The organism is Streptomyces venezuelae ATCC 10712, assembly GCF_008639165.1.
Lineage (GTDB): Bacteria > Actinomycetota > Actinomycetes > Streptomycetales > Streptomycetaceae > Streptomyces > Streptomyces venezuelae.
In genome coordinates this window covers 7,615,377-7,639,866 of sequence record NZ_CP029197.1, presented here as the reverse complement: position 1 = coordinate 7,639,866, position 24,490 = coordinate 7,615,377, and the positions used below count along the sequence as shown (strand labels likewise).

The 24,490-nt window shown below is 74.4% G+C and carries 23 protein-coding genes; 2 read left to right on the top strand and 21 right to left on the bottom strand.

Annotation, left to right across the window (positions count from 1 at the left end):
* Nucleotides 1-54: 54 nt before the first annotated feature.
* From DEJ43_RS34930 to DEJ43_RS34890, 9 genes are all read right to left on the bottom strand, one after another.
* A complete protein-coding gene (locus DEJ43_RS34930; protein WP_015038166.1) occupies nucleotides 55-714 on the bottom strand; it encodes an ABC transporter ATP-binding protein in 660 nt (219 codons plus the stop codon).
* A complete protein-coding gene (locus DEJ43_RS34925) occupies nucleotides 707-1,720 on the bottom strand; it encodes an ABC transporter ATP-binding protein (protein WP_015038165.1) in 1,014 nt (337 codons plus the stop codon). The genes DEJ43_RS34930 and DEJ43_RS34925 overlap by 8 nt, the downstream gene beginning before the upstream one ends.
* Nucleotides 1,717-2,553, bottom strand: a complete 837-nt coding sequence (locus tag DEJ43_RS34920) for an ABC transporter permease (RefSeq protein WP_015038164.1) — start codon at nucleotides 2,551-2,553, stop codon at nucleotides 1,717-1,719. Before DEJ43_RS34920 ends, DEJ43_RS34925 begins: the two co-directional genes overlap by 4 nt.
* Complete coding sequence (locus DEJ43_RS34915; RefSeq protein ID WP_015038163.1) at nucleotides 2,546-3,538, bottom strand: ABC transporter permease; 993 nt, start codon at nucleotides 3,536-3,538, stop codon at nucleotides 2,546-2,548. The genes DEJ43_RS34920 and DEJ43_RS34915 overlap by 8 nt, the downstream gene beginning before the upstream one ends.
* The gene (locus DEJ43_RS34910) at nucleotides 3,535-5,151 is read right to left on the bottom strand and encodes an ABC transporter substrate-binding protein (RefSeq protein WP_015038162.1); all 1,617 of its coding nucleotides are present in this window, start codon (nucleotides 5,149-5,151) and stop codon (nucleotides 3,535-3,537) included. Before DEJ43_RS34910 ends, DEJ43_RS34915 begins: the two co-directional genes overlap by 4 nt.
* Nucleotides 5,152-5,273: 122 nt before the next feature.
* Nucleotides 5,274-6,371, bottom strand: coding sequence for an acyl-CoA dehydrogenase family protein (locus tag DEJ43_RS34905; RefSeq protein WP_015038161.1), 1,098 nt, complete (start codon nucleotides 6,369-6,371; stop codon nucleotides 5,274-5,276).
* Nucleotides 6,368-7,549: an acyl-CoA dehydrogenase family protein gene (locus tag DEJ43_RS34900; protein ID WP_015038160.1), complete on the bottom strand. Its 1,182-nt coding sequence runs from the start codon at nucleotides 7,547-7,549 to the stop codon at nucleotides 6,368-6,370. Before DEJ43_RS34900 ends, DEJ43_RS34905 begins: the two co-directional genes overlap by 4 nt.
* Entirely contained in the window at nucleotides 7,546-8,514 is a 969-nt protein-coding gene (locus DEJ43_RS34895; protein WP_015038159.1) for an NADPH:quinone oxidoreductase family protein, read from the bottom strand. Before DEJ43_RS34895 ends, DEJ43_RS34900 begins: the two co-directional genes overlap by 4 nt.
* Before the next feature lie 68 nt (nucleotides 8,515-8,582).
* Nucleotides 8,583-9,179 (bottom strand): helix-turn-helix domain-containing protein, encoded by a 597-nt coding sequence (locus DEJ43_RS34890; protein WP_015038158.1) that lies wholly within the window; start codon nucleotides 9,177-9,179, stop codon nucleotides 8,583-8,585.
* A gap of 66 nt (nucleotides 9,180-9,245) precedes the next feature.
* On the opposite strand from DEJ43_RS34890, the gene DEJ43_RS34885 reads away from it, so the two are divergent.
* Both DEJ43_RS34885 and DEJ43_RS34880 read left to right on the top strand, forming a co-directional pair.
* Nucleotides 9,246-10,220 (top strand): NAD(P)/FAD-dependent oxidoreductase, encoded by a 975-nt coding sequence (locus DEJ43_RS34885; protein WP_015038157.1) that lies wholly within the window; start codon nucleotides 9,246-9,248, stop codon nucleotides 10,218-10,220.
* Nucleotides 10,221-10,319: 99 nt separating this feature from the next.
* The gene (locus DEJ43_RS34880) at nucleotides 10,320-11,099 is read left to right on the top strand and encodes a VOC family protein (RefSeq protein WP_015038156.1); all 780 of its coding nucleotides are present in this window, start codon (nucleotides 10,320-10,322) and stop codon (nucleotides 11,097-11,099) included.
* 48 nt (nucleotides 11,100-11,147) lie between these two features.
* On the opposite strand, the gene DEJ43_RS34875 is transcribed toward DEJ43_RS34880, so the two are convergent.
* From DEJ43_RS34875 to DEJ43_RS34820, 12 genes are all read right to left on the bottom strand, one after another.
* Entirely contained in the window at nucleotides 11,148-11,900 is a 753-nt protein-coding gene (locus DEJ43_RS34875) for a PIG-L deacetylase family protein (RefSeq protein ID WP_071892318.1), read from the bottom strand.
* Complete coding sequence (locus DEJ43_RS34870; RefSeq protein WP_015038154.1) at nucleotides 11,897-12,829, bottom strand: SIS domain-containing protein; 933 nt, start codon at nucleotides 12,827-12,829, stop codon at nucleotides 11,897-11,899. Before DEJ43_RS34870 ends, DEJ43_RS34875 begins: the two co-directional genes overlap by 4 nt.
* Before the next feature lie 104 nt (nucleotides 12,830-12,933).
* Complete coding sequence (locus DEJ43_RS34865) at nucleotides 12,934-14,094, bottom strand: GntR family transcriptional regulator (RefSeq protein ID WP_106433784.1); 1,161 nt, start codon at nucleotides 14,092-14,094, stop codon at nucleotides 12,934-12,936.
* A 92-nt stretch (nucleotides 14,095-14,186) separates the two neighbouring features.
* Nucleotides 14,187-15,494 carry an alpha/beta fold hydrolase gene (locus DEJ43_RS34860; RefSeq protein WP_041663232.1) on the bottom strand — a complete coding sequence of 436 codons (1,308 nt, stop codon included), beginning with the start codon at nucleotides 15,492-15,494 and terminating at the stop codon, nucleotides 14,187-14,189.
* Between the two features lie 76 nt (nucleotides 15,495-15,570).
* Nucleotides 15,571-17,037, bottom strand: coding sequence for a cellulase family glycosylhydrolase (locus tag DEJ43_RS38830; protein WP_015038151.1), 1,467 nt, complete (start codon nucleotides 17,035-17,037; stop codon nucleotides 15,571-15,573).
* Between the two features lie 184 nt (nucleotides 17,038-17,221).
* Entirely contained in the window at nucleotides 17,222-18,154 is a 933-nt protein-coding gene (locus DEJ43_RS34850; RefSeq protein ID WP_051026232.1) for an ABC transporter substrate-binding protein, read from the bottom strand.
* A 35-nt stretch (nucleotides 18,155-18,189) separates the two neighbouring features.
* On the bottom strand, nucleotides 18,190-18,864 hold the full coding sequence (locus DEJ43_RS34845) for an ABC transporter permease (protein ID WP_015038149.1): 675 nt from the start codon (nucleotides 18,862-18,864) through the stop codon (nucleotides 18,190-18,192).
* Nucleotides 18,861-19,541 (bottom strand): ABC transporter permease, encoded by a 681-nt coding sequence (locus DEJ43_RS34840; protein ID WP_015038148.1) that lies wholly within the window; start codon nucleotides 19,539-19,541, stop codon nucleotides 18,861-18,863. Before DEJ43_RS34840 ends, DEJ43_RS34845 begins: the two co-directional genes overlap by 4 nt.
* A 58-nt stretch (nucleotides 19,542-19,599) precedes the next feature.
* A complete protein-coding gene (locus DEJ43_RS34835) occupies nucleotides 19,600-19,986 on the bottom strand; it encodes a VOC family protein (protein WP_015038147.1) in 387 nt (128 codons plus the stop codon).
* Between the two features lie 98 nt (nucleotides 19,987-20,084).
* Entirely contained in the window at nucleotides 20,085-20,915 is an 831-nt protein-coding gene (gene nadE, locus DEJ43_RS34830) for an ammonia-dependent NAD(+) synthetase (RefSeq protein WP_041663230.1), read from the bottom strand.
* Between the two features lie 94 nt (nucleotides 20,916-21,009).
* Nucleotides 21,010-22,251, bottom strand: a complete 1,242-nt coding sequence (locus DEJ43_RS34825; RefSeq protein ID WP_015038145.1) for a sulfite oxidase — start codon at nucleotides 22,249-22,251, stop codon at nucleotides 21,010-21,012.
* A gap of 55 nt (nucleotides 22,252-22,306) precedes the next feature.
* Entirely contained in the window at nucleotides 22,307-24,469 is a 2,163-nt protein-coding gene (locus DEJ43_RS34820; protein ID WP_041663229.1) for an ATP-binding protein, read from the bottom strand.
* Nucleotides 24,470-24,490 lie beyond the last annotated feature (21 nt).

Here is a 24,490-nt window from a genome sequence, read left to right as displayed (position 1 = left end):
GAAGGGCCCCTGCCGCCATCGGGGCGCCCGGGGCGCGGGGTGGCGGGTCCGCCCTCAGGCGGGCAGGCAGTCCTTCCACTCCACCGTGCGGTCGCACCAGCGGCGCAGCAGCACGCGGTCGTGGCCGACCGCGAGGAGGCCCGCGCCGGTCTCCGCGCGGTAGGCCTCGACGGCGGCGACCAGGGCGGCCGTGGTGGAGGCGTCGAGCATCGCGGTCATCTCGTCGCAGACCAGCCAGCGGGGGCGCAGGGCCAGCGCCCGCCCCAGACAGGCGCGTTGGAGCTGCCCGTCGCTGACCTCGTGGGGGCGGCGGCCGAGCAGGTCGGGGGTGAGGCCCACGGCCGGGGCGAGTTCGGCGAGGCGGTCCAGGGCCTCGGCGCGCCGGCCGGTGGCGCGGAGGGGTTCGACGAGGAGGTCGGCGAGGGTGAGCCGCGGGTCGGCGGCCGTGCGGGGCTGCTGGAACACGACGCCGACGGCGGTGCGCAGCTCGCGCGGGGCGCGATGGCGCCAGGCCCTGACCTCGGTGCCGTCGAGTGCGAGACGCCCCGCGTCGGGGCGGTGCAGGAGGGCCGCGACGCGGGCGAGGGTGGACTTGCCGCAGCCGCTGGGGCCGAGCAGTCCGACGGATTCGCCGGGCGCGACGGTGAGCGAGGCGCCCCGGAAGACGGGGGTGCGGCGGTCGTATCCGGCGGTGACGGTGTCGAGTTCAAGCACGGGGGCGCTCCGGGTGGTGGCAGGCCAGGTGCGCCGTGAACTCCGGCCGGGTGGCGCAGCGTTCGTCGGCGAGGGGGCAGCGCGGGGCGAAGGCGCAGCCCTCGGGCAGCGCGGAGAGCTCCGGGGGCATGCCGGGGATCGGGGTGAACGCCCGGTCGGGCAGTGCGTCGAGGAGTCCGCGGGCGTAGGGGTGGCGGGGGCCGGTCGGTCCGAAGAACCGCTGGGCGGGGGCGATTTCGACGATGCGGCCGGCGTACATGACGGCGACGCGGTCGGCGATGCGGGCGGCGGCCGCCAGGTCGTGGGTGATCAGGAGCAGCGCGCGGCCGTCGTCGGCGTGGCGGCGCAGCTCGTCGACGGTGCGGTCGACGAGGTCGCGGTCGAGGCCGGTGGTCGGCTCGTCGGCGAGCAGCAGCCGGGCGTCGCCGATGAGGGCGAGGGCGGTGGCGGCGCGCTGGGCGAGGCCGCCGGAGAGCTCGTGCGGGTAGCGGTCGAGGTGTCCGGCGGGGAAGGCGGCGCGTTCGGCGGCGTCCTCGGCGGCCTTGCGGCGGGCGCGGCGGGAGGTGCCGGTGAGCGCGCGGACGGTCTCCTCCAGCTGGGACCGTACGGTGCGGACGGGGGTGAGGTGGGCGGCGGGGCTCTGCGGTACGAGGCCGACGCGGCGGCCCCGTACGGTGCGGGCCAGGGTCTTCTCGTCGGCGGCGAGCAGATCGGTCCCGGCGGCGCCGTCGCGGCCGGCGAGCAGCGCCGTACCGGAGGCCTCGGCGTTGGCCGGCAGCAGCCCGAGGAGCGCGGAGGCGAGCACGGACTTGCCGCAGCCGCTCTCCCCGACGAGGGCGAGGCACTCCCCCGCGCCGAGGTCGAAGTCGGCGTCGCTGACGGCCTCGACGCTCCGGCCGCCGCGCAGCCGGAACCGCACGCTCAGGTCTCGGACGCTGAGCACGGCGTCGCCGGCCCGCTCGGCGGAGACGGCCTCCAGGGCGCGGAGCACGTTCTCTGCGGTCACAGCATCAGCTCCGATCGGCGGCGGGGGTTGAGACGGTCGCGCCAGACGCCCGCGAGGCCGGCGATGGCGAGGGTGGGGACGATGAGGAGCAGGCCGGGGAAGACAGTGGGCCAGCCGTGTCCGGCGAGGAGGGAGGAGCGGGCGTTCTGCACGAGGTTGCCGAGGCTCGCCTGGTGGCTGGGGAGGCCGAGGCCGAGGAAGGACAGCGCGGACTCGTGCCACATGGCGTGCGGGACCATCAGGACGGCGGCGAGGCCGGCCTGCGGCAGGACCGCGGGCAGCAGGTGGCGGACGGTGACGCGCCACCGGGTGGCGCCGCCGGAGATCGCGGCCTCGACGAAGGGCCGGGTGCGCAGGGAGAGGACCTCGGAGCGGACGATCCGGGCGGTGGACAGCCAGTGGGTGACGGCCACGGAGGCGATCACCGGCCAGACGCCGGGCCGGAAGAGGGCGACCACGAAGATGCCGAGCAGCAGGTGGGGCACGGAGGAGAAGGCGTCGACGAGCCGCATGAGGGTGCGGTCGGTCCAGCCGCCGAGCGCGCCGGCGGCCGCGCCGACGGCGGTGCCCACGACGGTGGCGACCAGCGCGGCGACCAGGCCGACGAGGAGGGAGATCCGCAGGCCGTAGACGCAGCGCAGCAGGAGGTCGCGGCCGAGGTCGTCGGTGCCGAAGGGGTGGTCCCAGGACGGCGGGAGGAGCTTGCGGGAGAGGTCGACGGCCTGTTCGTCGAGCTGGACGAGCGGGGGCACGACGAGGACGGCGAGGAGGACGACGCCGACGACGAGGGCCGAGCTCCACAGCCGCAGGCGGTGGGTGCGCGGGTCAGCCATCGAAGCCCACTCTCGGGTCGGCGAGGCCGTACAGGAGGTCGGAGAGGAGGTTTCCGAGGAGCACGGCGGCGGTGGCGAGGACCGTGAGGGCGGCGAGCAGCGGGAAGTCCACGGAGGTGGCGGCCTGGACGGTGGCGGCGGCGATGCCGGGCCAGCTGAAGACGGTCTCCACGAGCAGGGCCCCGGTGATGAGCTCGGGCACGCGGGAGCCGATGAGGGTGAGCATGGGCAGCATTCCGGAGCGCAGGGCGTGGCCGGTGAGGACGGTGCGTTCGCGCAGGCCGCGGGCGCGGGCGCCGCGCACCGGGTCCTCGTCGAGGGCGTCGCCGACGCCCTGGCGGACGTACAGGAAGAACCAGGGCAGTTGGGAGATGCCGAGGACGAGCGCGGGCAGCACGAGGTGACGGGCGACCTGGTCGGGGGTGACGGTGTCACTCGCGGTGTCGGTGAGTCCGCCGGCGGGCAGGGCGCCGAGCTTCAGCGCGAAGAACCAGATGGCGAGGAGGCCGAGCCAGAAGGCGGGGGCGGCTTCCAGGGTGTACGCGACGGAGCTGACGGCGCGGTCGGTGAGGCCGCCGCGGCGGCGTCCGGCGAGGACGCCGAGGAGGGTGCCGAGGGCGATGGCGACGAGGAAGGCGGTGACGGCGAGGAGGACGGACCAGCCGAGGCGCTCGCCGATGACCTCGGCGACGGGGCGGCGCATGACGGCGGAGTCGCCGAGGTCGCCGGTGAGGGCGGCGGTGAGCCACTCCCACCAGCGGGTGAGGAGGGGCCGGTCGACGCCGAGGTTGGCGCGGAGCTGGTCGAGGTTCTCCTGCGAGGCGGTGAGTCCGGCGGTCCCGGCGTAGGCCTTGACGGGGTCGAAGGGGGAGGCTTCGGCGACGGCGAACACCGCCAGGGTGACGGCGAGGAGGACGGGGACGGCGGCCAGGGCACGCCGTCCCGTCATCCGCGCCATGGCCCCCCAGGGGAGGCGGCGGGTCACTTCTGCGTCGCCCCGGCCTTCTTGGGCTTCCAGCTCTCGACGTTCCACCAGGGGCCGGAGGCGAGGCCGTGGTCGTGCGGTTCGGTCTGGGTGCTCGGTCCGTCCCAGGCGTCGTCGACGACGTAGAGGTGGTCGATGTGGGTGAGGAAGGTGTAGCCGGGGTTCTTCACCAGTTCGCGCTGGACGGTGTCGTACGCGGCGCGGCGCTTCGTGAGGTCGTCGGTGCGCCGGCCGTCCTCCAGGGCGCGGTCGACGGTCTTGTTGTCGTACCAGGCCATGTTGTTGAAGCCGTCGCCCGCGAGGTCGGACTTCAGGAGCAGGTACTGGTCGAAGTCGGGGTCGCCGGGCGCGCCGCCGCCGGCGAGGACGGCGTCGGTCTTCATCCGGGGCTCGATGACCTCCCAGGTGCCGGCCTGGGCGGTGATGTCGATGCCGGCCTTCTTGGCGTCGGAGGCGTAGGCGAGGGCGTGGTCCTGGCGGAGCTTGTCGCCGGAGAGGTACCAGAGCGGGAAGGCGGCGCGGACGCCGTTCCTGACGCGGATGCCGTCGGGGCCGGGCTTCCAGCCCGCCTCGTCGAGGATCTTCTGCGCGCCGGCGAGGTCGTGGCGGCGCTCGGTGCCCTTGGCGAACCAGGGGCTGTCGGTGGGGACGGGGCCGTAGGCGGGCTTGCCGGCGCCTTCGAGGATCTTGTCGACCATGGCCTGGCGGTCGATGGCGATGTCGAGGGCGCGGCGGACGGCGGTGTCGCCGGCGACCTGGTGGTGGGTGGGGAGGGTGACGGTGCGGTAGTCGTACGTCTTCGCCGTCCAGGTCTTCTTGGCCTTGTCGGCCTTGAAGCCGGCGGCCAGGTTGGGCGGCAGGATCGCGCCGTCGAGGTCGCCGGCGCGGAGCCGGGTGGCGCGCACGTCGTCGTCCTTGATGACCGCCATGGTGAACTTCTTCACCTGGGGGGCGCCGTTCCAGTAGGTCGGGTTGGCCTTGAAGCTGAGCTTCTCACCCTTGGACCAGCCGGTGAGGACGTAGGGGCCGGTGCCGATCGGCTTGCTGGTGAAGGGGCCGGTGTTGACGTCCTGCTTCGCCGCGATGTGTTCGGGGGCGATGGCCTGGACGGTGCGCTGGGCGAAGGGCGCGTAGGGGTACTTGAGGTGGAAGACGACGGTGTCGTCGCCGACGGCTTCGACGCTCTTGAGGGCGTCGAGCTCGGTGCGGGAGGCGTTGTTCGTCCTGGGGTCGAGGATCGTCCGGTAGGTGAAGACGACGTCCTTGGCCGTGAAGGGGGCGCCGTCGCTGAAGGTGACGCCGTCGCGGAGGGTGTACGTGTAGGTGAGGCCGTCCGCGCTGATGTGGGGCAGCTTGCTCGCGAGGGCGGGCTTGAGCTTCATGTCGGCGTCGAAGGCGAGCAGCCCGTCGAAGATCTTGGAGTTGCCGTCCTTGCCGTAGCCGAGGAGGGGGCTGAGGGTCTCGGGCTCGTAGGCGATGCCGACGACCGCGGAATCCTTGGGTCCGCCGGAGGCCCCGGCGGTGGAGCCGGGGTTCGAGCAGGCCGCCGCGGTGAGGGCGAGGGCCCCCGCGAGCGTCGCGGCGGCCGTGCCGCGGAGGAGACGGGCGGTCATCGTGTCCACACCCCTTTTGGAGATCAACTGTTATTGCGAACAGCATGCAATTAAACAGTATGTAAAGGGGTGCGGACACAGAGGCCCCTTACATCGGGGCTCAGGGGCTCCGACCGGTCCGGCTACAGCGGCGGCTCTAGGCCCACCAGGGCGGCGATCGCGTCCTGGTGCCGCCCCGTCGCCCCCAGGGCGATCTGGTCGGACTTGGCCCGCTTGAGCGCCAGGTGCGCGGGGTGTTCCCAGGTCATCCCGATCCCGCCGTGCAGCTGCACGCACTCCTCGGCGGCCCGGACGGCCGTCTTCGAGCAGTAGGCCTGGGCGACGGCCACCAGCAGCGGGGCGTCCGGGCTGCCGGTGGCCAGGGCGTCGGCGGCCGCGCGGGCCGCGGCCCTGGCGCCCACGAGATCCAGCCAGAGCTGGGCCATGCGGTGCTTGAGGGCCTGGAAGGAGCCGACCGGCCGGTTGAACTGGTGGCGCTCCCGGGTGTACCGGACGGTCTCCTCCAGGCACCACTCGGCGAGGCCGAGCTGTTCGGAGGCGAGGAGCCCGGCCCCGGAGAGCAGTCCTCGCCGGACCGCCGTACGGGCCGCGTCGGGGCCCGCGAGCCGGGTGCCGCCGACGGAGGCGGTGACCCTGGCCAGCGGGCGGGTGAGGTCGAGCGGAGTCTGCGGCTCGACCGTCGCCTCCGCGGCGGGCACGGCGTACAGACCGTCGGCGCGGGGCACGAGGAACACGTCGGCGGCGGGGGCGTCGGCCACCGCGGGGACCGGGCCGGTGAGCGGGAACTCCGCCCCGGGCGCCGTCGACAGGGGTACGGCGAGGACGGCCACCGTCCGGCCGCCCGCCAGCTCCGCGAGCAGTCCGGCCGCCGCCTCGCTCCCGTCCGCCAGGTCGAGCAGCGTCTCGGTGGCCACCACCGCGCTGGAGAGGTACGGCAGCGGGGTGACCGCACGGCCGAGTTCCTCCAGGACGACGGCGGTCTCCCGGTGGCTCGCGCCCTGGCCGCCGAGCTTCTCGGGGACGAGGAGTCCCGCGGCGCCGATGTCGGCCGCGAGGGACTTCCACAGGCCGGGGGCGTACGGGCTTTCGGTCTCGATCCGGTCGAGCAGGACCTGATGGCCGGCCCGGTCGGTGAGCAGGGCGCGGACGGCGGCCCGCAGGTCCTCCTCGGTCTCGGAGTAGAGGAGGTCGAGGGGGTGCTCCGGCAGAGGCTCGGTCATCGGGCGAGGTCCTTCCAGGCGACGTCCTTGTCGTTACGGGGCTCGGGCGGCAGGCCGAGGACCCGCTCGGCGACGATGTTGAGCAGCACCTCGCTGGTGCCGCCCTCGATCGAGTTGCCCTTGGACCGCAGATAGCGGTATCCGGCGTCGCGGCCGGTGAAGTCGACCAGGTTGGGGCGGCGCATCTCCCACTCGCCGTACAACAGGCCCTCGTCACCGAGGAGTTCGACCTCCAGGCCGCTGATGGCCTGGTTGAGGCGGGCGAAGGCGAGCTTCATGGCGCTGCCCTCGGGGCCGGGGCGGCCCGCGACGAGCTGCTGGCGGAGCCGCTCGCCGGCGAGCCTGGCCACCTCGGCGTCGACCCAGTGGTCGAGCAGCCGGCGGTGCAGCTCGTGGGTGCGCAGTTCGGGGCGCTCGCGCCAGGTCGTGGCGGCCTTCCCGATCATGCCGCCCTCGCGGGGGATGCGGGAGCCGCCGATGGAGACCCGCTCGTTCATGAGGGTGGTCTGGGCGACCCGCCAGCCGTCGCCGACCTCGCCGAGGCGGTGGGCGTCGGGGATGCGGACGCCGGTCAGGAAGACCTCGTTGAACTCGGCCTCGCCGGTGATCTGGCGCAGCGGCCTGACCTCCACGCCGGGGTCGGTCATGTCGCAGACGAAGTAGGTGATGCCCCGGTGCTTGGGGGCGTCCGGGTCGGTGCGGGCGATGAGGATGGCCCAGCGGGCGGTGTGGGCGCTGGAGGTCCACACCTTCTGTCCGTCGACGACCCAGTCCTCGCCGTCGCGGACGGCCCGGGTGGCGAGCGCGGCCAGGTCGGAGCCCGCGCCGGGCTCGCTGAAGAGCTGGCACCAGACCTCCTCGCCGACCCAGAGCGGGCGGAGGAAGCGCCGCTTCACCTCGTCGGAGCCGTGGGCGAGGACGGTGGGGGCGGCCATGCCGAGGCCGATGCCGATCTTGCGCGGATCGTTGTCGGGGGCGCCCGCGGCGGCGAGTTCGGCGTCGACGACGCTCTGGAGCGCGCGGGGCGCGTCGAGGCCGCCGAGGCCGACCGGGTAGTGCACCCAGGCGAGTCCGGCGTCGAAGCGGGCCCGCAGGAAGTCGGTGCGGTCGGTGGTGGCGGGCGGGTGTTCCTCCAGCAACGTCCGGGTGCGTGCGCGGAGTTCCTCGGCGTCGGTCATGCGCGGGCTCCTTCCGGGAGGACGACCAGGCGGCCGGTGGTGGTGCCGTCGGCGACCCGCTGGACGGCGTCGGCCGCGCCCGCGAACGGGACGCGCTCGCCGATCAGGGGTTTGATCAGGCCCTTGGCCGCGAGGGCGGTGAGGGTCTCGTGGCAGCGGCCGATCGAGGCCGGGTCCTTCGCGGCGTAGAGGCCCCAGTGGAGGCCGAGGACCGAGTAGTTCTTCACCAGGGCGTGGTTGAGGGCGGGCGCCGGGACGGTGCCGCTGGCGAAGCCGACGACGACGATCCGGCCCTCGAAGGCGACGCACTTGGCGGACTGCTGGTAGGCCTCGCCGCCGACCGGGTCGTAGATCACGTCGGCGCCGCGGCCGCCGGTCGCGGCCTTGACGGCGGCGACGACGTCCTCGGAGCGCCGGTCGATCACCACGTCGCAGCCCAGCGCGCGGGCGACGGCGGCCTTCGCCGGTCCGCCGACGACCCCGATCACGGTGGCGCCGGCGGCCTTGCCGAGCTGGACGGCGGCGCTGCCGACGCCGCCGGCCGCGGCGTGGACGAGGAGGGTCTCGCCCTCCTGGAGGGCGGCGCGGCGGTGCAGTCCGAACCAGCCGGTCTGGTAGCCGATGTGGAGCGCGGCGGCCTCGGCGTCGTCGAGCGACTCGGGGGCGGGCAGCAGGCCGGCGGCGTCGGCGAGGAGGTACTCGGCGAAGCCGCCGTGCGGGAGGGCGGCGGTGGTGACGACCCGGCGGCCGTCCTCGGTCTCGGCGCAGACCTCGACGCCGGGGGTGAAGGGCAGCGGGGGGCGCACCTGGTAGTGGCCGCGGCAGAGCAGCGCGTCGGGGAAGTTGACGTTGGCGGCGCGCACCTTGAGGAGGACCTGGCCGTCGCCGGGCGCGGGCGGGGCCACCTCCTCGCGGCGCATCACCGCGCGCGGTTCCCCGTTCTCGTACACACGCCATGCCTGCATCCGGAAGCCTCCTCCGTACCGAGCGGTCGGTTGCATACTAAGCGGTCGCTTGATGCGAGGGGAACCGCTCAGCCGGACTTCTTCGGGCGGGCCCTGACGTGCATCCGCTCCCCCTGTGGGCCGTAGAGGCTCAGGAACTCCACGGGGCCGTCCGCCGTCGGTCCGAACCAGTGCGGGACGCGCGTGTCGAACTCGGCCGCCTCGCCGGCCCCGAGGACGACGTCGTGCTCGCCGAGGACGAGCCGGAGCCTCCCGGAGAGCACGTACAGCCACTCGTAGCCCTCGTGGACGCGCGGCTCAGGCTCCTCCTGCTGCGGCTTCTCCTGCACCACCTTGTACGCCTGGAGGCCGCCCGGCTGCCGGGTCAGCGGGTACATCGTGCGGCCGTCCCGCACGATCGGCTTCGCCCGGATCCGTGGGTCGCCGGTCGGCGGTGCGCCGACCAGCTCGTCGAGCGGGACCTGGTGGGCGCGGGCGAGCGGCAGGAGCAGCTCAAGGCTGGGCTTGCGCTGCCCCGACTCCAGCCGGGAGAGGGTGCTCACGGAGATGCCGGTGGTCGCGGAGAGCTCGGCGAGGGTCACCCCGCGGTCGCGGCGGACCCGGCGGAGCCGGGGGCCGACCTCGTTCAGTACGGCGTCGATGCGATCGTCTTTTTCTTCGGTCATACGTGCAGTTTTGCAGAAACGGCAACGATGCTTGCTCGTTTCGCGGGCTCGGGCGACGCTCGCCCCATGAACGCACACCACACACATCACGCAGATCGAGAGAACGCGTACGAGGCCGTGGTCGTCGGCGGTGGCGCCGCCGGGCTCAGCGCCGCCCTGGTCCTCGGCCGGGCACGCCGCCGGACCCTGGTCGTCGACGCCGGCCGGCCGCGCAACGCGCCCGCCGCGCACATGCAGGGCGTGCTGACCCGGGACGGCATGAGCCCGGCGGACTACCTGGCCGCCGGACGGGCCGAGGTCGCCGGATACGGGGTGGAGCTGCGGACCGGGGAGGTGACGGGCGCCGCACCCGACGGGCGGGGCGGGTTCGTCCTGACCCTCGCGGACGGGGACACCGTCGCCGCGCGGCGGCTCGTCGTCACCACCGGGCTCGTCGACGAGCTGCCCCCGATCGAGGGCCTCGCCGAACGGTGGGGGAAGGACGTGCTGCACTGCCCGTACTGCCACGGCTGGGAGGTCCGCGACCAGGCCTTCGGCGTCATCGCGCACCCGACGATGCCCGCGCACCAGGCGCTGATGGTCGCGCACTGGTCGAAGGACGTGACCCTGTTCCTGCACACCTCCGCCGAGCCGTCGGAGCACGAGGCGGCCCTCCTCGACGCGGCGGGCGTCCGGATCGAGCGGGGCGAGGTGGTGGGCTTCGCGGTGCGCGACGACCGGCTGACCGGGGTGCGGCTCGCCGACGGCAGGACCGTGGCCCGCTCCGTGGTCTTCGCCGCGGCCTCGCGCCTGGCGGCCCGGGACGGTGTCCTGCGGCAGCTCGGCGCGGAGCTGAGCGCCACCCCGTTCGGCGAGTTCGTCGCCGTGGACGGGACGGGCCGGACGAGCGTGCCCGGCGTCTGGGCCGCCGGGAACGTGACGGGCCCGCAGGAACAGGTGGTCAACGCGGTGAGCCGGGGCTACCGGGCCGGGGTCGCGCTCAACAACGAGCTGGTGTTCGGCGCGCTGGAGGAGCAGGCGGCCGGTCGGCCGGTCGGATGAACCCCGGCCGGTGAGGCTGCGCCGCGCCCGCCGAAGGGCCAGGATCGGTCACGGTGGCCGGAAACGGCATACGGACGACGGAAGGACGGGACACCTCCCATGCTCGGTACCCAGTTCACCAAGGGCTCCCCCTGCTGGATCGATCTCGGCAGCCCCGACACGGAGGCCGCCGCCGCCTTCTACACGGGCGTCTTCGGCTGGGAGTTCCGCTCGGCGGGACCCGACGCGGGCGGCTACGGCTTCTTCCAGCAGGACGGGAAGACGGTCGCCGCGCTCGGCCCGCTCACCGAGGAGGGCGCGAAGAGCGCCTGGACCGTGTACTTCCACACCCCGGACGCGGACGACACGGCGAAGGCCGCGGAGACGGCGGGCGCCACGGTGCGCCTCGCGCCCTTCGACGTCATGGACGCGGGCCGGATGGCCGCCCTCACCGACCCGCACGGCGCACAGTTCGCGCTCTGGCAGCCGGGCACGACCAAGGGCCTCGACCGGACCTCCTCCCCCCACACCCTGGTCTGGGTCGAACTGCACACCGGCGACCCGGCCGCCGCCGTCGCCTTCTACCGGACGGTGCTCGGCTGGCGGTCGGCGGAGATGGACGCGCCCGGCATGAAGTACCAGGTCCTCTCCACCGCCGACGGGGACCAGCAGGACGCCTCCTTCGGCGGCGTCGCCGAACTCCAGGACCAGGCCGAAGGCCCGCGCTGGATCGTGTACTTCGACGTCACGGACGCGGACGCGATCGTCAAGGCCGCCCAGGGGAACGGCGGTTCGGTCCTGATGCCCGCCGCCGACATCCCGGACGTCGGCCGCATCGCCTGGCTCGCCGACCCCTTCGGAGCGCCCTTCGCCGTCCTGAAGCCGGCGCCGATGGGCTGACCGGACGGCCCGCCCCACTCGCGGCGGCTGCTCGGCAGGACGGCCGCCTCAGCGGGCGAACAGCTCGAAGGTGACCGCCGGGCGGCCGCCGAACCGGGCCGACGCCTGACTCGTCGTCATGCCGAGGAAGGAGCGCACGTACTGCTCCGGGTCCTCGTCCGTCAGCGCCTCGATGTAGGCGCGGTGGCACAGCAGCGAGCGGATCGCGCGGTCGAGGCCCGGGCCCGCGTCGACCGCGTGGGTCGGGGTGCTGGAGGCCGCGACCGCCACCCAGCGCACCCCTCCCCAGGGCTCCAGACCCTGCTCGACGAGCTCCGGAAAGATCCAGCGGTTCCCGGCGTCCGCCGCGGCGTCCAGGGTCGCCCGCCCGACGGCCAGGTGGTCGGGGGTGTTCCACGGGGCGCCGGGGCCCCCGCCCCAGGTGTCACGGTGGTTGAGGGTGACGACCAGCTCCGGGCGGTGCCTGCGGATCGCGGCCGCGATGTCGCGGCGCAGCCCGGTCCCGTACTCGATCACCCCGTCGCGGTGGTCCAGGAACTCGACCGTGTCCACGCCCACCACGGCGGCACTGTCCCGCTGTTCCCGCTCGCGCAGCGGGCCGCAGACGTCCGGGGCGAGGGTGTCGATCCCGGCCTCGCCACGGGTGGCGAGGACGTACACGACCTCCTTCCCGGCGTCCGTCCAGCCCGCGACGGCGGCCGCGCAGCCGTACTCCAGGTCGTCGGGGTGGGCGACGACGGCGAGCGCGCGCTGCCAGTCGCCGGGCATCTCGGCGAGGTCCGTGACATCGGTTCCGGTCATGCCCGCAGGATACGGGCCGCCTCCGCGGCCGTCGGCCGGAACGCTCCGGAAAGGATCACCGAACGTGAGACGTTGCGGGGCCGGTCGGGGTTGAGCCCGCGCCTTACGGCGAGGGCGACGGCGAGCCGCTGCGCGCGGACCAGCGCCGCGACCGGATCGATCGCGTCGGCCGCGAACAGGGCGCCCGTGGACTCCACTTCGTCCTTCAGACCCGAGGGGGCCGGACCGAGGCACCAGACCAGGCTCGACCGGTCGCTGATGCTGATCGGCCCGTGACGGTACTCCATCGCCGCGTACGACTCCGTCCAGGCACGGGCCACCTCCCGCAGCTTGAGCGCCGCCTCGTCGGCGAGCCCGACGGTCCAGCCGGTGCCGAGGAAGGTGAACTGGCCGCGCCGCTCCCAGGCCGCCGGCAGCCGCTCGTACAGGACGAGTTCGGCGTCGGCGATGGCGGAGGTGAGGTCCACCCCGAGTCCCGCGCGCAGGAGTTGCAGCGCGGTGGTCGCGAACCGGGTCTGTACGACGGAGCGTTCGTCGGCGAAGCCGAGGTCGAGGACCCGGTCGGCGAGCTGTCCGGCCGGGCTGTCGGGGACACCGGTCAGGACGAGGGTGGGGACGGCGCCCGCCGCCCCGGCGAGCAGCTGGACGACCTCGGTGGTGGTGCCGGAGCGGGTGAGGGCCACGATCCGGTCGTAACCGCGGCCGAGCGGGGTGGAGTCGGAGGCGGGGAAGGCGTCGGTCTCGCCCGCGCCGAGGGACTCGCGCAGCGCCGCGTAGGCACGGGCGATGAAGTACGAGGTGCCGCAGCCGACCACGGCCACCCGCTCGCCACGGGCCGGCAGCAGGGCGGCGTCCCGGTGGGCGAGCTCGGCGGCCCGGCGCCAGCAGTCGGGCTGGCCGGCGATCTCCGCGCCGACGTGGGTGCTCATGTCCGGGTCCTCTCCTCGCGCCTCCCCTCGCGGGGCCCGGACCGAGTTCTACCGGCTCGGGTCAAGAGCACTCCATGAGCAATGGGAACTCACCTCTTGGACTTTTACGCGCCGCCGCCGCGCCCGGAACCGCCCTGACCGCGTGGCGCGCCGCCCGCGCCCCGGCCTCCGCCGCAGGAGGCGCGGACCACGAGCCGGGGGCGGAGCTGCACCTGGTGCAGCGGCGCGGCCTCGCCCTCGGCGAGCCGCTTGAGCAGGATCTGCGCGGCGAGCCTGCCGAGGGCGTACTTGGGCGGCGACACGGCGGTCAGCGGGGTCTCCGCGACATCGGCGAACTCGTTGTCGTAGCTGATCAGGGCGAGGTCGCCGGGGACCCGCACCCCGGCGCGGCGGGCCGCCCCGAGCATCAGCGCGGCCTCCCGGTCGCCGAAGCAGAGCGCGGCGGTGACCCCGGCGTCCCGCAGCGCGGCGAGGGCCCGGTCCGCGCGGTCCGGGTCCCAGCGGGCCATCACGTCCCGCTCGTACGGCGGCGGCCCGGGCAGTCCGAGGTCGCCGACGGCCCGGGCGAAGCCGGACTCGATGGGCGCGGTGGTGGGGGCGTCGGTGCGGACGACGAGGCCGAGCCGCTCGTGGCCGAGGGCGCGCAGATGGCGGACCGCGTCGTAGGCGCCGCCCTCGTGGTCGGTGCAGACGTGCTCGGTGGGGTCGCCCGGGCCGTACGCGGCGAGCCGGCGCTCGACGAGGACGGCGGGGACGGGCAGCGCCAGCAACTCCTCCGCGCGCCGTCCGGGGTCGGTGGCGGTGTGCAGGCTGGGGACGAGGAGGAGTCCGTGGACGCCGGCCGAGAGGAGGCGCTCGACGGCGGCGTCCTCCTCGTCGGGGTCGTAGTGGGAGCAGGCGAGGACCAGCCGGGCCCCGGCCGCCGCGAGTTCCTTCTCGATGCCCTGGAGGACCCGGGGGTAGTAGAAGGCGGTGTCGGGGACCAGGACGCCGACGATCCGCTGCCCGCCGCCGTCGCGTTCGGGCCGGTGGGCGGCGAAGCTGCCCGCGCCCTGGCGGCGTTCGACGAGTCCGAGGGCGACCAGGTCCTCGTAGGCGCGGCGGACCGTCGTGACCGACAGGCCCGTCTCGGTGGCGAGCGCCCGCTCGGTGGGGAGCTTGCTGCCGGGGGGCCAGGTGCCGTCGAGGATGCCGCGCCGCAGCTCGGCCATGAGGGCCCGGAACTTCAGCTCCCGGCCCGAAGCCGGTGTCTCGCGTCCCGTCATCCGGACCCTCCTCGTGCGCACGGCGCCTCGGCCTGCTCGGTTGCGCGCCGCATCCTATGCGGAGGTGATCGGTTTCCGGCCGCCGGCCGGGATCAGATCTCGTCCCGGGAGAGCGCGAGCAGCCGGTCGAGGACGCGCGGTCCGCCGGCCCGTACCCCGTCGTGTTCGAACTCGTCGGTCACCCAGGTGCGCAGTCCGCGGACGGTCCGCGCGGTGTCGAGGGAGTGGACGGTGTCCACGTACATGTCGTCGTGGTAGACGGCGGCGGCGACCGGGACCCGGTTGGCGGCGAGCCGCTCGGGGTCGTAGAGCGGGGCCCAGTCGGTGCGGGCGGCGAGGAGTTCGGCGGTCTCGCGGAGCGGGCGCAGGGCGGGGTCGGTGGTGAAGTGCCAGGGGTGGACGGTCTCGCCGGTGAACAGGAAGGGCCGGCCCTCGTCGAGCGCGGCGCCGGCGTCGAACTCGGGGTATTCGGCGCGGACGCGTTCGGCGGCCCAGTCGGTGGGGCCCTCGCCCTGGGCGTAGATGGCCTCGTGGAGCACGGCGTACAGCGGGTGTCCGGCGTACGACAGCTGGGCCTGGACCTGCTCGAGGAAGGCGTCGGCGAGCGCGGGTCCGCCCGGGGTGGGGACGAAGGCGCCTTCCAGGAGCAGGTGCAGCTGGTGGGTGCCCTCGCCGGAGCCGAGGAGGATGCCGAGGGACTGGAAGGCCTCGGGGGTGAGGTGCCCGCCGCCGGGGAGGGTGACCCGGTGCTCGCGGAGGTGGGCGGCGATGGCGCGGGCCCGCTCGGCGTCCTGCGGGTAGCGGGCGAAGTGGGCCTCGTTCTTGCGCCGGATGCGGGGGTAGGCGGCGCGGTAGACCTCGTCGGCGGTGGCGTGCAGGGAGGGCAGCCCGCCGGTGATCAGGACCCGCTCCAGGCCCTGGGGCGCGGTCGAGAGGTAGTGGACGGCGCAGAAGCCGCCGAAGCTCTGGCCGAGGACGGTCCAGGGGGCGCCGCCGGTGAGGCGGCGCCGGATGCTCTCGCAGTCCTTGACGATCGAGTCGGCGCGGAAGTGGGCGAGGTAGTCGGCCTGTTCGGCCGGGGTGCCGCGGAGCGGGAGGGTCTGGCGGTTGGCGGGGGTGGAGCGGCCGGTGCCCCGCTGGTCGAGCAGGAGGACGCGGAACTCCCGCACGGCCCGGCCGAGCCAGGCCTGCGGGCCGATGAAGCGGCGGGCGCCGAAGCCGGGGCCGCCCTCCAGGTAGACCAGCCACGGGAGCCGGTCCCGGTCGGATCCGGCCTTGTCGCCGGCGACGACCTCGCGGGCGAAGACCTCGATGCGCTCGCCGTCGGGGCGGTCGTGGTCGAGGGGGACGGGGAAGCGGTGGTCGGTGAGGACGAGTCCCGGCTGCCGGTAGGTGGTCACGCTGTTCCTGCTCCTGTTCGGTACGCCCCCGCCAGGACAGTGGATCACATGGCGGGGGCGTACCGGAGGAAGGGCGTCAGGAGGTCGGGAAGTCGTCCGCCGTCCTGACGCGGTCCCGGATCCAGACGCCGGCGGGCTTCAGCGAGCCGGTGCCGGTCCAGGGTCCGCCGGCGTCACAGGTGCCGGTCTTGAAGACGGCGCCGGTGCGCTCGTCGTCGGAGTAGTTCCAGTTGACCCAGCTGATCTTCTTCGCGGCCATGAGGTCGATGAACTTCTGGCTCATGGCGAAGTCGTTGCTGCCCTCGCCGGCGTAGTTCTGGGTGCCGAACTCGGTGACGAAGACGGGCAGCTTGTCGGCCGCGCGGGAGAGGGTGTTCAGGTACTCCTCGCGGTGCGAGTAGGCGTAGAAGTGGAAGGTGTACATGATGTTGGCGGCGTTCACCGGGTTGGACACGACCTCGGACTCGTCGCCGTCCTCGGAGACGCCGAACGAGGACCACGCGCGCGTGCCGACGAGGATCGGGGTCTCGGCGTCCTTGGCGCGGATGACCGGGATGAGCTGCTCGGCGTAGCTCTTGATGCGGGACCAGGCGACGCCGCTGGGCTCGTTGGCGATCTCGTACAGCAGGTTCGTCTTGGAGCCGTGGCGCTGGGCGATCTCGGTGAAGAAGGTCTTGGCGCGGGCGAGGTTGTAGTGCGGGTCGCCCGGGTCGAGCATGTGCCAGTCGACGATCACGTACATGCCGCGCGCGGTGGCCTGCTCGATGAGCGCGTGGGCGAGGTCGGTGTACTTGCGCGGGTCGGTCTCGTAGCCCTCCTCCTGGACGTACGTGGAGACGCGCAGGACGTCGGCGTTCCAGTCCTTGGCGAGGGCGTCGAGCGAGCCGCCGGTCAGGCACTGGCTGTACCACTGGGTGCCGTGGCTGGACATGCCGCGGAGCTGGATCGGCTTGTCGTACCGGTTGCAGAGCTTGGTGCCGCAGACCTTGAGCTGGCCGTTGATCGCGGCGGGGGTGGTGCCGGTGGGCGGCTGGGTGGTGCCGCTGTCGACGGTCAGGTGGTCGACGTTGGGGCCGCCGTTGGCGGTGGTGGCGGTGGCGCGGACGGTGTTGGCGCCGGCCTTGAGGGTGGTGTTGACGGTGGTGGTCGCCCAGCTGGTCCAGGCGCCGGTGCCGGCGAAGGACTTGCCGGAGGCGGCGACCGCGCCGTTGACGGCGATGTCCATCGGGCGGTTGGTGGTGGTGCCGTTGGCGTAGCGCAGGGTGAGCGTCGCGGGGCCCGCCTGGGCGGCGTTGACGTTCCACTGGACGTAACTGCCGCTGACGTTGTCGTAGTTGACGAATCCGGCGCCGGTGAAGCCGGCGTGGTTGGACTCGACGGCACCTTGGGAGACGGTGGCCGCCTCGGCCTCGTGGGTGACGGGGGCGGCGGTCGCGGTGGGCGGCAGGGTGGCGAGGCCGAGGAGCAGTGCGCCCAGGGCGGTGCCGGCGATGCCGTAGCGCCGGAGGCGGGGTCGGGGTCGTGCGGATCGTGCCGAAGTCATGGGGGTCTCCACGGAACGACGAACGAGGTCGGGGGGGTACGCGAGTTCGACTGGAAGGAAACTTTCCTAACCGATGAATAGCAGGGGCGCGAACGACCCCGCAAGGGTCATGACAAGAGACGCTGTTCAGCGGGCTGACACGCGCGGCCGTCCCGCGCGGGCTCGGCACGCGCTCGTCGCCCGCTCAGCGCCGGACGAGGCCCTTGTCCGCGAGGTAGTTCCGCGCCACGTCCTCCGGGAGGCGCCGCCAGCTGTCCACCTGCTCGTTGAGCATCGCCAGATCGGCCGTCGTCAGCACCGTGTTCAGCCGGGAGAGCGCCCGGGTGACCCCCTCGCTCCCGGCGCGGGCCCGGTTCACCACGGGGACGATGTGATCGGCGTTCTGCAGGTTCCGGTCGTCGGCGAGCAGGACGAGACCGAACTCGTCGAGCGTGGCATCGGTGGTCGTGGTGAGCACCATCTGGTCCTCGCCGTTCTGGACGGCCTGCTTGGCCGGGGTGGTGCCGACGCCCTTGGGGTCGACGGCGGTCACGTCGATGCCGTACACCTCCCTCAGACCCGGCGCGCAGTACGGCCGCCGGACGCACTCGTCACCGGCCGCCAGCCGGACGGGAACGCCCCGGGCGCCGAGGTCGCTGAGCGTCTTCAGCCGGTGCTCGGCGGCGAAGGCGGCGGTCACCGCGAAGGCGTTCTGGTCGACGGCGCGGCCCGCGTCGAGGACGGTGAGGCCGCGCGGGCCCGCGAGCGCGCGGAGCGCGGTCATCGTCGCGGCCAGGTCGGGCGAGCCGACCGTCGGCGCGTCCGCCCCGTGCGCCTTGGCGTTCAGCCAGTCGGCGAAGGTGGCCGCGTACTCCGGTACGACGTCGATCTGACCGCGCTCCAGGGCCGGCTCGTACAGCTCGCGGTTGGTGACGGAGAGGATCTTCGTCCCGTAGCCGGCCTCTTCCAGCAGCAGCGCGTACATCTGCGCCAGCAGGTCGCTCTCGGTGAACCCGGCCGAGCCGACGGTCAGCTGCCGGCTGTCCCCCGGCGGGGCCGTGACGGCCCCCTGGTCCTCCAGCGAGGGGCCGGCGGCGCAGCCGCCGAGCCCGGCGCAGACCACCACGGCCAGCGACACGACGGCCGCGCCCCGGGCGACGCGGCGCCGCCGGCTCACGCGCCGCTCCCCCGGGCCCGGTCGGGAGCCAGCCGCTGGACGCCCTCGAAGACCCCTTCCACCAGCAGCGCGAGCACGGCCACGAGACAGGCTCCGGCGACGACCTGAGGGGTGGAAGCGAGGTTGAACCCGGCGGTGATGATCCGGCCGAGGCCGCCGCCGCCGGCGAGCGCGGCCACGGTCGCCGTGGCGACCAGCTGGACGGCGGCGATCCGCACGCCGGTGAGGATCAGCGGCAGGGCGAGCGGCAGCTCGACCCGGGTGAGGGTCTGGCGGCCCGTCATCCCCATGCCCCGGGCGGCCCGTACGACATCGGGGTCGACGCCCCGCATCCCCACGTACGCGTTGGTCAGCAGCGGGGGCACGGCGAAGAGGACCAGCGCGATGATCGTCGGCCACTCGCCGTACGAGCCGATCGGGCTCAGCAGGAGCAGCACGAGGACCGCGAAGGTGGGGACGGCCCGGCCCACGTTGGAGAGGTTCACGGCGAGCGCGCCGCCCTTGCCGAGGTGCCCGAGGACGAGGGCGACCGGCAGCGCGATCGCGCAGCTGATGAGGAGGCAGACGACGGTGAGGAAGAGGTGCTCGGCGAGCCGGTGCCAGATGCCGTTCTCGCCGGCCCAGTGCGCCGAGGTGGTGAGCCAGGACCAGGCGTCGGCGAGGGTGGTCACGCGGCCTGCCCGCGGGTCCAGGGGGTGAGCAGCCGCTGGGCGCCGAGGAGGAGCAGGTCGGCGGCGACGGCGATGAGGACGCAGAGCACCGAGGCGGTGAGGACCTGGGCCTTGAAGTAGGTGTTCATCCCCGCGTAGATGAGGTTCCCGAGGCCGCCGTGGCCGACGATCGCGCCGATGGTGACGAGCGAGACGGCCGAGACGGCGGCGATCCGCAGCCCGGCCATGGCGGCGGGCAGGGCGAGCGGCAGTTCGACGGCGAGGAGCAGTCGTACGGGGCCGTAGCCGAGTCCGCGCGCGGCCTGCCGGGTCTCCTCGGGTACGGCCCGGAGCCCAGCCAGGATGTTCCGTACCAGCAGGGTGAGGGAGTACAGCACGAGCCCGGCCACCACCAGGGCGGCGGACAGGCCGTACACCGGCAGCAGCAGCGAGAACATCGCGAGCGCCGGGATCGTGTACAGGAGCGTGGTGACCCCGAGGACGGGCCCGGCCGCCCAGCGCCAGCGGCGCGCGGCCACCGCGAGGGGCAGCGCGAGCACCAGGGCGAGGGCGACCGAGACGCCGGTCAGCTGGAGGTGCTGGACGACGGCGTCGGTGAGGATCTCGCGCCGGGTGGAGAGATAGGCGCCGCAGATCCATTCGTTGCGGGCGAGGCAGTCGTCGGGCGGCGCGATCACCCTCCCATTCGAGGCGTTACGAGGCTGCCGCGCACGCGGGCCGGTCCGTTCGGGGAGGTCAGCGCTCCTTGAGGACCGACAGGACGTTGCCCGCCGGGTCCTTGAACCAGGCGATGGCCGGTCCGCCCTCGTCCACCACGATCCCCTTCTCGTCGGCCTCGAAGCCCTCGTAGCGCTCCATGCTCACCCCACGGCCGGTCAGGTCGTCGACGGCGCCTTCGATGTCGTCGACGGCGAAGTTGAGGATCGTGAAGCTCGCGGGGGTGTGGTCGTCCTTCGGGTAGACGAAGAGACGGGTCCCGCCGGCCAGGGTGAGGAAGAGGATCCGCATGTCGCCCTCGCCCGCCTCCTCCACCTTCAGGCCGAGCGTCTCGCCGTAGAAGCGCCGGGCGGCGTCGAGGTCGTCGACCGAGAAACCGCTGAACGCCGGGGTGTCGCCGAACATGACGTGCTCCTTCCCGGGGGCCCGGGAACGGGCACCCCTTCCAGCATCCGCCGATCGCCGCGAGACCGCCGCCCGTCGCTCGCCGTGGGGCGCGGGCCTCAGGGGGCGATCGGCAGCTGCCGCTTGTGCTCGGTGAGCGCGTAGCGGCGGGCGATCGCGGCGAACGCGGCCTCCGCGACCGGCTTCCCCTCCAGGAAGTCGTCGATCTCGTCGTACGAGACGCCCAGCGCGTCCTCGTCGGGCTTGCCCGGGTCCAGGGTCTCCAGGTCGGCCGTCGGGACCTTCCACACCAGCTCGGCGGGGGCGCCGAGCTCGGCGGCGACCGCGCGGACGCGCCGCTTGGTCAGACCGGTCAGCGGGACGACGTCGGCGGCGCCGTCGCCGAACTTGGTGAAGAAGCCGGAGACGGCCTCGGCGGCGTGGTCGGTGCCGACGACGAGTCCGTCGTTCGCCCCGGCGACCGCGTACTGGGCGATCATCCGCTGGCGGGCCTTGATGTTGCCCTGCACGAAGTCCTGGTGGTGCGCGTCGCGGAAGGTGACGCCACCGGCGAGGGCGGCCTCAAGGGCCGCGTCGCTCGCCGCCTTGACGTCCACGGTGAGGACCTCGTCGGCGCGGATGAAGCCCAGCGCGGTCTGCGCGTCCTTCTCGTCGGCCTGGACACCGTACGGCAGGCGCATCGCGTAGAAGGTGGCCTGGTGGCCGGCGGCGCGGGCGCGCTCCACGGCGAGCTGGCAGAGCCGCCCGGCGGTGCTGGAGTCGACACCGCCGCTGATGCCGAGGACGAGCGAACGCAGCCCGGTGGAGGTCAGCCGCTCGGTGAGGAAGGCCACGCGGCGCTCGATCTCGGCCCGCGGGTCGAAGGTCTCGGCCACCTGGAGGTCCCGGGCGATCTGCTGCTGGAGGGCGGTGGACGCCGGGTCGGTCACGGGGGTCTCCTCATCAGGTCTGGGTCTGCCGAAGTCGACTCTACGCACCCCGCCCGGGGCGCGTCCCCCTGCCCCGTACCCGAAGCCGGGCAGGTCAGGCCGGGGGCCGTGCGGACCGGGGCTCCGTCGCGGCCGGGGTGGTCTCCGTCGCGGCGGGGGTGGTCCCCGTCGCGGCGGGGGCGGTCTCCGTCGCGGCCGGGGCGGTCTCCGTCGTGGCCGGGGTGCAGAGGACCTCGACGCGTTGGACGTGGTTGTTGGCGAAGCCGCCGCGGTTCCAGGGCTGGGTCATCGGCTGGACGTTGCCCCGGGCGTCGGTGGCCCGCACGGTCAGGTGGCGCAGGCCGGGCGTGGCCGTCCAGGTGGTCCGCCAGGCGGTCCAGGCCCACGGGTGGTCCGGGTCACGGTGGAGTTCGGCGTCGGTCCAGACCGCGCCGCCGTCCTCGCTGACCTCGACGCGGGTGATCGGTCCGTGCCCGGACCAGGCGCGCCCGGTGAGCGGGACCCGTCCCGGCCGGACGACGCGGGTGCGGGACATAAAGTCCGGGAAGCCGGGCGGCACCATCAGGGCCCGGGGCGCGATGAGGGTGACCGGCTCCCCCGGATCCTCCGCCGCCTGCCGTACGCGATAGGCCACGCTCTGCTGGAAGCCGGTGTACGGGGTGGGGGTGAGCGTGATGTCGCGCAGCCACTTCACGTGCGCCATGCCGTACCAGCCGGGGACGACGAGGCGGAGCGGGCTGCCGTGCTGCGGCGGCAGCGGCGCGCCGTTCATCGCGTACGCGACGAGGACGTCCCGGGCGGGGTCCGCGGCGGTCGCCAGGGGCAGGGCGCGCCGGTAGTCCTGCTCGACGCCCCGCTCGATGCCGTGGTCGGCGCCGGTGAACACCGCCTCGGCCGCGTCCTCCGCGATCCCCGCCTCGGCGAGGAGTTCCGCGAGGGGCACGCCGGTCCAGTCGGCGGTGCCGACGGCCTCGTCGAGCCAGGGCTGGCTGACGGGGCGGGGGGTGAGGCGGGCCCGGCCGTTCCCGGCGCACTCCAGGGTCACCCGGCGGGTGACGGCGGGCCGGGCGCGGAGCGCGTCCAGGTCCAGGGTGAGGGGCCGCAGGACCCGGCCGCCGACGGTGAGCCGCCAGCCGTCGGCCTCGGTGGCGGGGATGTCGTAGTGCACCAGGACGTAGTGCAGCCCGGGCGGGGTGACCTCGTACCGCAGGGCTTCGAGCGGGAGCCCGTGGTTGCGGGTGGCGAGGGCCAGCTCCTGCGCGGTGACGCCCTCGTCGGGGCCGGCCACGCGCCCCGGGGTGCTGATGTCGCCCAGACCGCTCAGGGATCCGTCCATGCCCTCATCGTCCGCCCGGGCGAGGGGCCCGGCACGTCGGGGGCGGGAGCGGCGGTCAGTCCTCCCGGGGGCCGCGCAGCGCACGGTCGAGGCCGTCCTGCGGGAGGCCGGTGAGGGCCCGCAGGAAGATCTCCTCGTAGGCGGGTTCGCCGAGCGTCGCGCGGACCGTGTCCGTGTACTTCTCGTGCAGTGCCCGCAGGCCGGGCAGCCCGCGCCGGGGCTGGCCCGTGGAGCGCCAGTACGCCTCCCCGGTGCCGGACACGTCGGCGGCGCGTGCTCCGTCGCCGGCCGCGGCGAGGGCGGTGGCGAGGACGTCGAGTCCGAGGGCGACGCCGAGGCTCGCGCCGAGCGCGCGGGTGCCTTCGAGCATGGCGCGCGCGTGGCCGGCGGCGGCCGCCGGGTCGCCCTCCAGGAGGCCGGTGAGGGCCAGTTGGTACTCCAGGGCGGTCCGGGTCCAGTGCTCGTCGAGCTCCTCGCACCGGGCGAGCAGGGCCAGCGCGCGTTCCCTGGCCTCGGCGAGGCGGCCGAGGCCGGTGAGGGCGAAGACCTGGACGAGGTGGCAGCGGAGCCGGGCGGCGGAGTCGGCGGGGCCGCCCCGGGCGGCGTCGAGGACGTGCCCGACGACGACGTGCGCGGCCATCGGGCGGCCGGTGGTGAGGGCGAGCAGCCCGGCGAGGGCGGCGGCGTCCAGGGTGAGGTCACCGGGCCGGGACCGCGTCCGGCCGGCCGCGGCGAGCTGGTCGTCCTCGACGCCCGCGGGCGCGTGCCCGGTGCGCTCCGCGATCGCCACGCGGTCGGCGTGCTCGGCGCGGTCGGTGTACTCCGTGTACTCCGTGTGCCGGGCCTCCCTGGCGCAGCGCTCGCTGACCTCCTGGGCGGGGCCGAACTCTCCCTGGAGTACGAGGGTGACGCCGAGCGCCCACAGGGCGCGGGCCCGGGTGCGGCCGCGTGCTCCGCTGAGCAGCAGCGCCTGTTCGAGCCCGTCGCGGGCCTCGCGGAGCCGGCCCCGGCAGGACCAGGCGAAGGCGACGGAGCCGACGAGGTCGAGGGCCGCGTCGGGATCGGTCCGCAGCAGCCGGTCGAGGGCGGTGCGCAGGTCGGTGTGGTGGGCGTCGACGGTGCGGTACCAGTGCAGTTGGCGGGCGCCGTGCCACTCGGTCTCCGCCCGGACCGCGAGGCCGCGGAAGTGCGCGGCGTGCCGGTCGGCGACGGCGCCCGTCTCACCGGTCCGGTCCAGCCAGGTCGCGCCGTAGGCACGGATCGTGTCGAGCATCCGGAACCGGCCGCCCGCGTCGGGAGGGCGGACCACGGAGGAGCGGACGAGACCGTCGAGCGCGGCCGGCAGGACGGCCGGGTCGAGCGGGCCGCCGGCGCAGACGGCGGTCGCCGACACCAGGTCGAAGGGGCCGCGGAAGACGGAGAGCCGGGCCCACAGGAGACGCTCGAGGGGCGCGCTGAGCTCGTGGCTCCAGCCGATGGCGGCCCGCAGCGTCTGGTGGCGGCTCGGCCAGACCCGCTCGGTGTGGGCGAGCAGGTCGAAGCGGGCGGCGGGCGGGGCGTCGAAGCGGGTGCCGAGCTGGTCCCGTACGGCTTCGGCGCCCTGGAGGCGGATCTGGGCGGCGGCAAGTTCCAGGGCGAGCGGGATGCCTTCGAGCCGGACGCAGATCTCCCCGGCGGGCCCGGCCGCGGGGAAGTCCTCCCCGGCGGCCCGGCGGAGCAGCTCCAGGGCGTCGCGTCCGGCGGGCGGCAGCGGATCGAGGGCGACGATCCGCTCCCCTTCGACGCCGAGGGGGCGCCGGCTGGTGGCCAGCACGGTGAGCCCGGGGGCAGCGGCGAGGAGTTCGGCGACGAGCCGGGCGCAGGGCTCGGCGAGGTGCTCGCAGGAGTCGAGGACGAGCAGCAGCCGGTCGTCGGCGAGCCGCCGGCGCAGCGCGGTGGTCGCCATGCCGGGGGTGTGGTCGGCGAGGTCGACGGAGTCGGCGACGAGCGCGACGAGGAGCCGGTCGCCGTCGAGCGGGGTGAGGTCGGTCCACCAGGCGCCGTCGGGATACCGGTCGGCGGCGCGGTGCGCGGCACGCAGCGCGAGCCGGGTCTTCCCGACTCCGCCCACGCCGGTCACGGTGACGAGGCGGTGCTCCGCCAACGCGGCGGAGACGCGCTCCAGTTCCGTGCGGCGTCCCACGAAACCGGGGTTCTCGTCCGGCAGATGTCCACGCACGGGAGCAGTCTCCCTCATGAG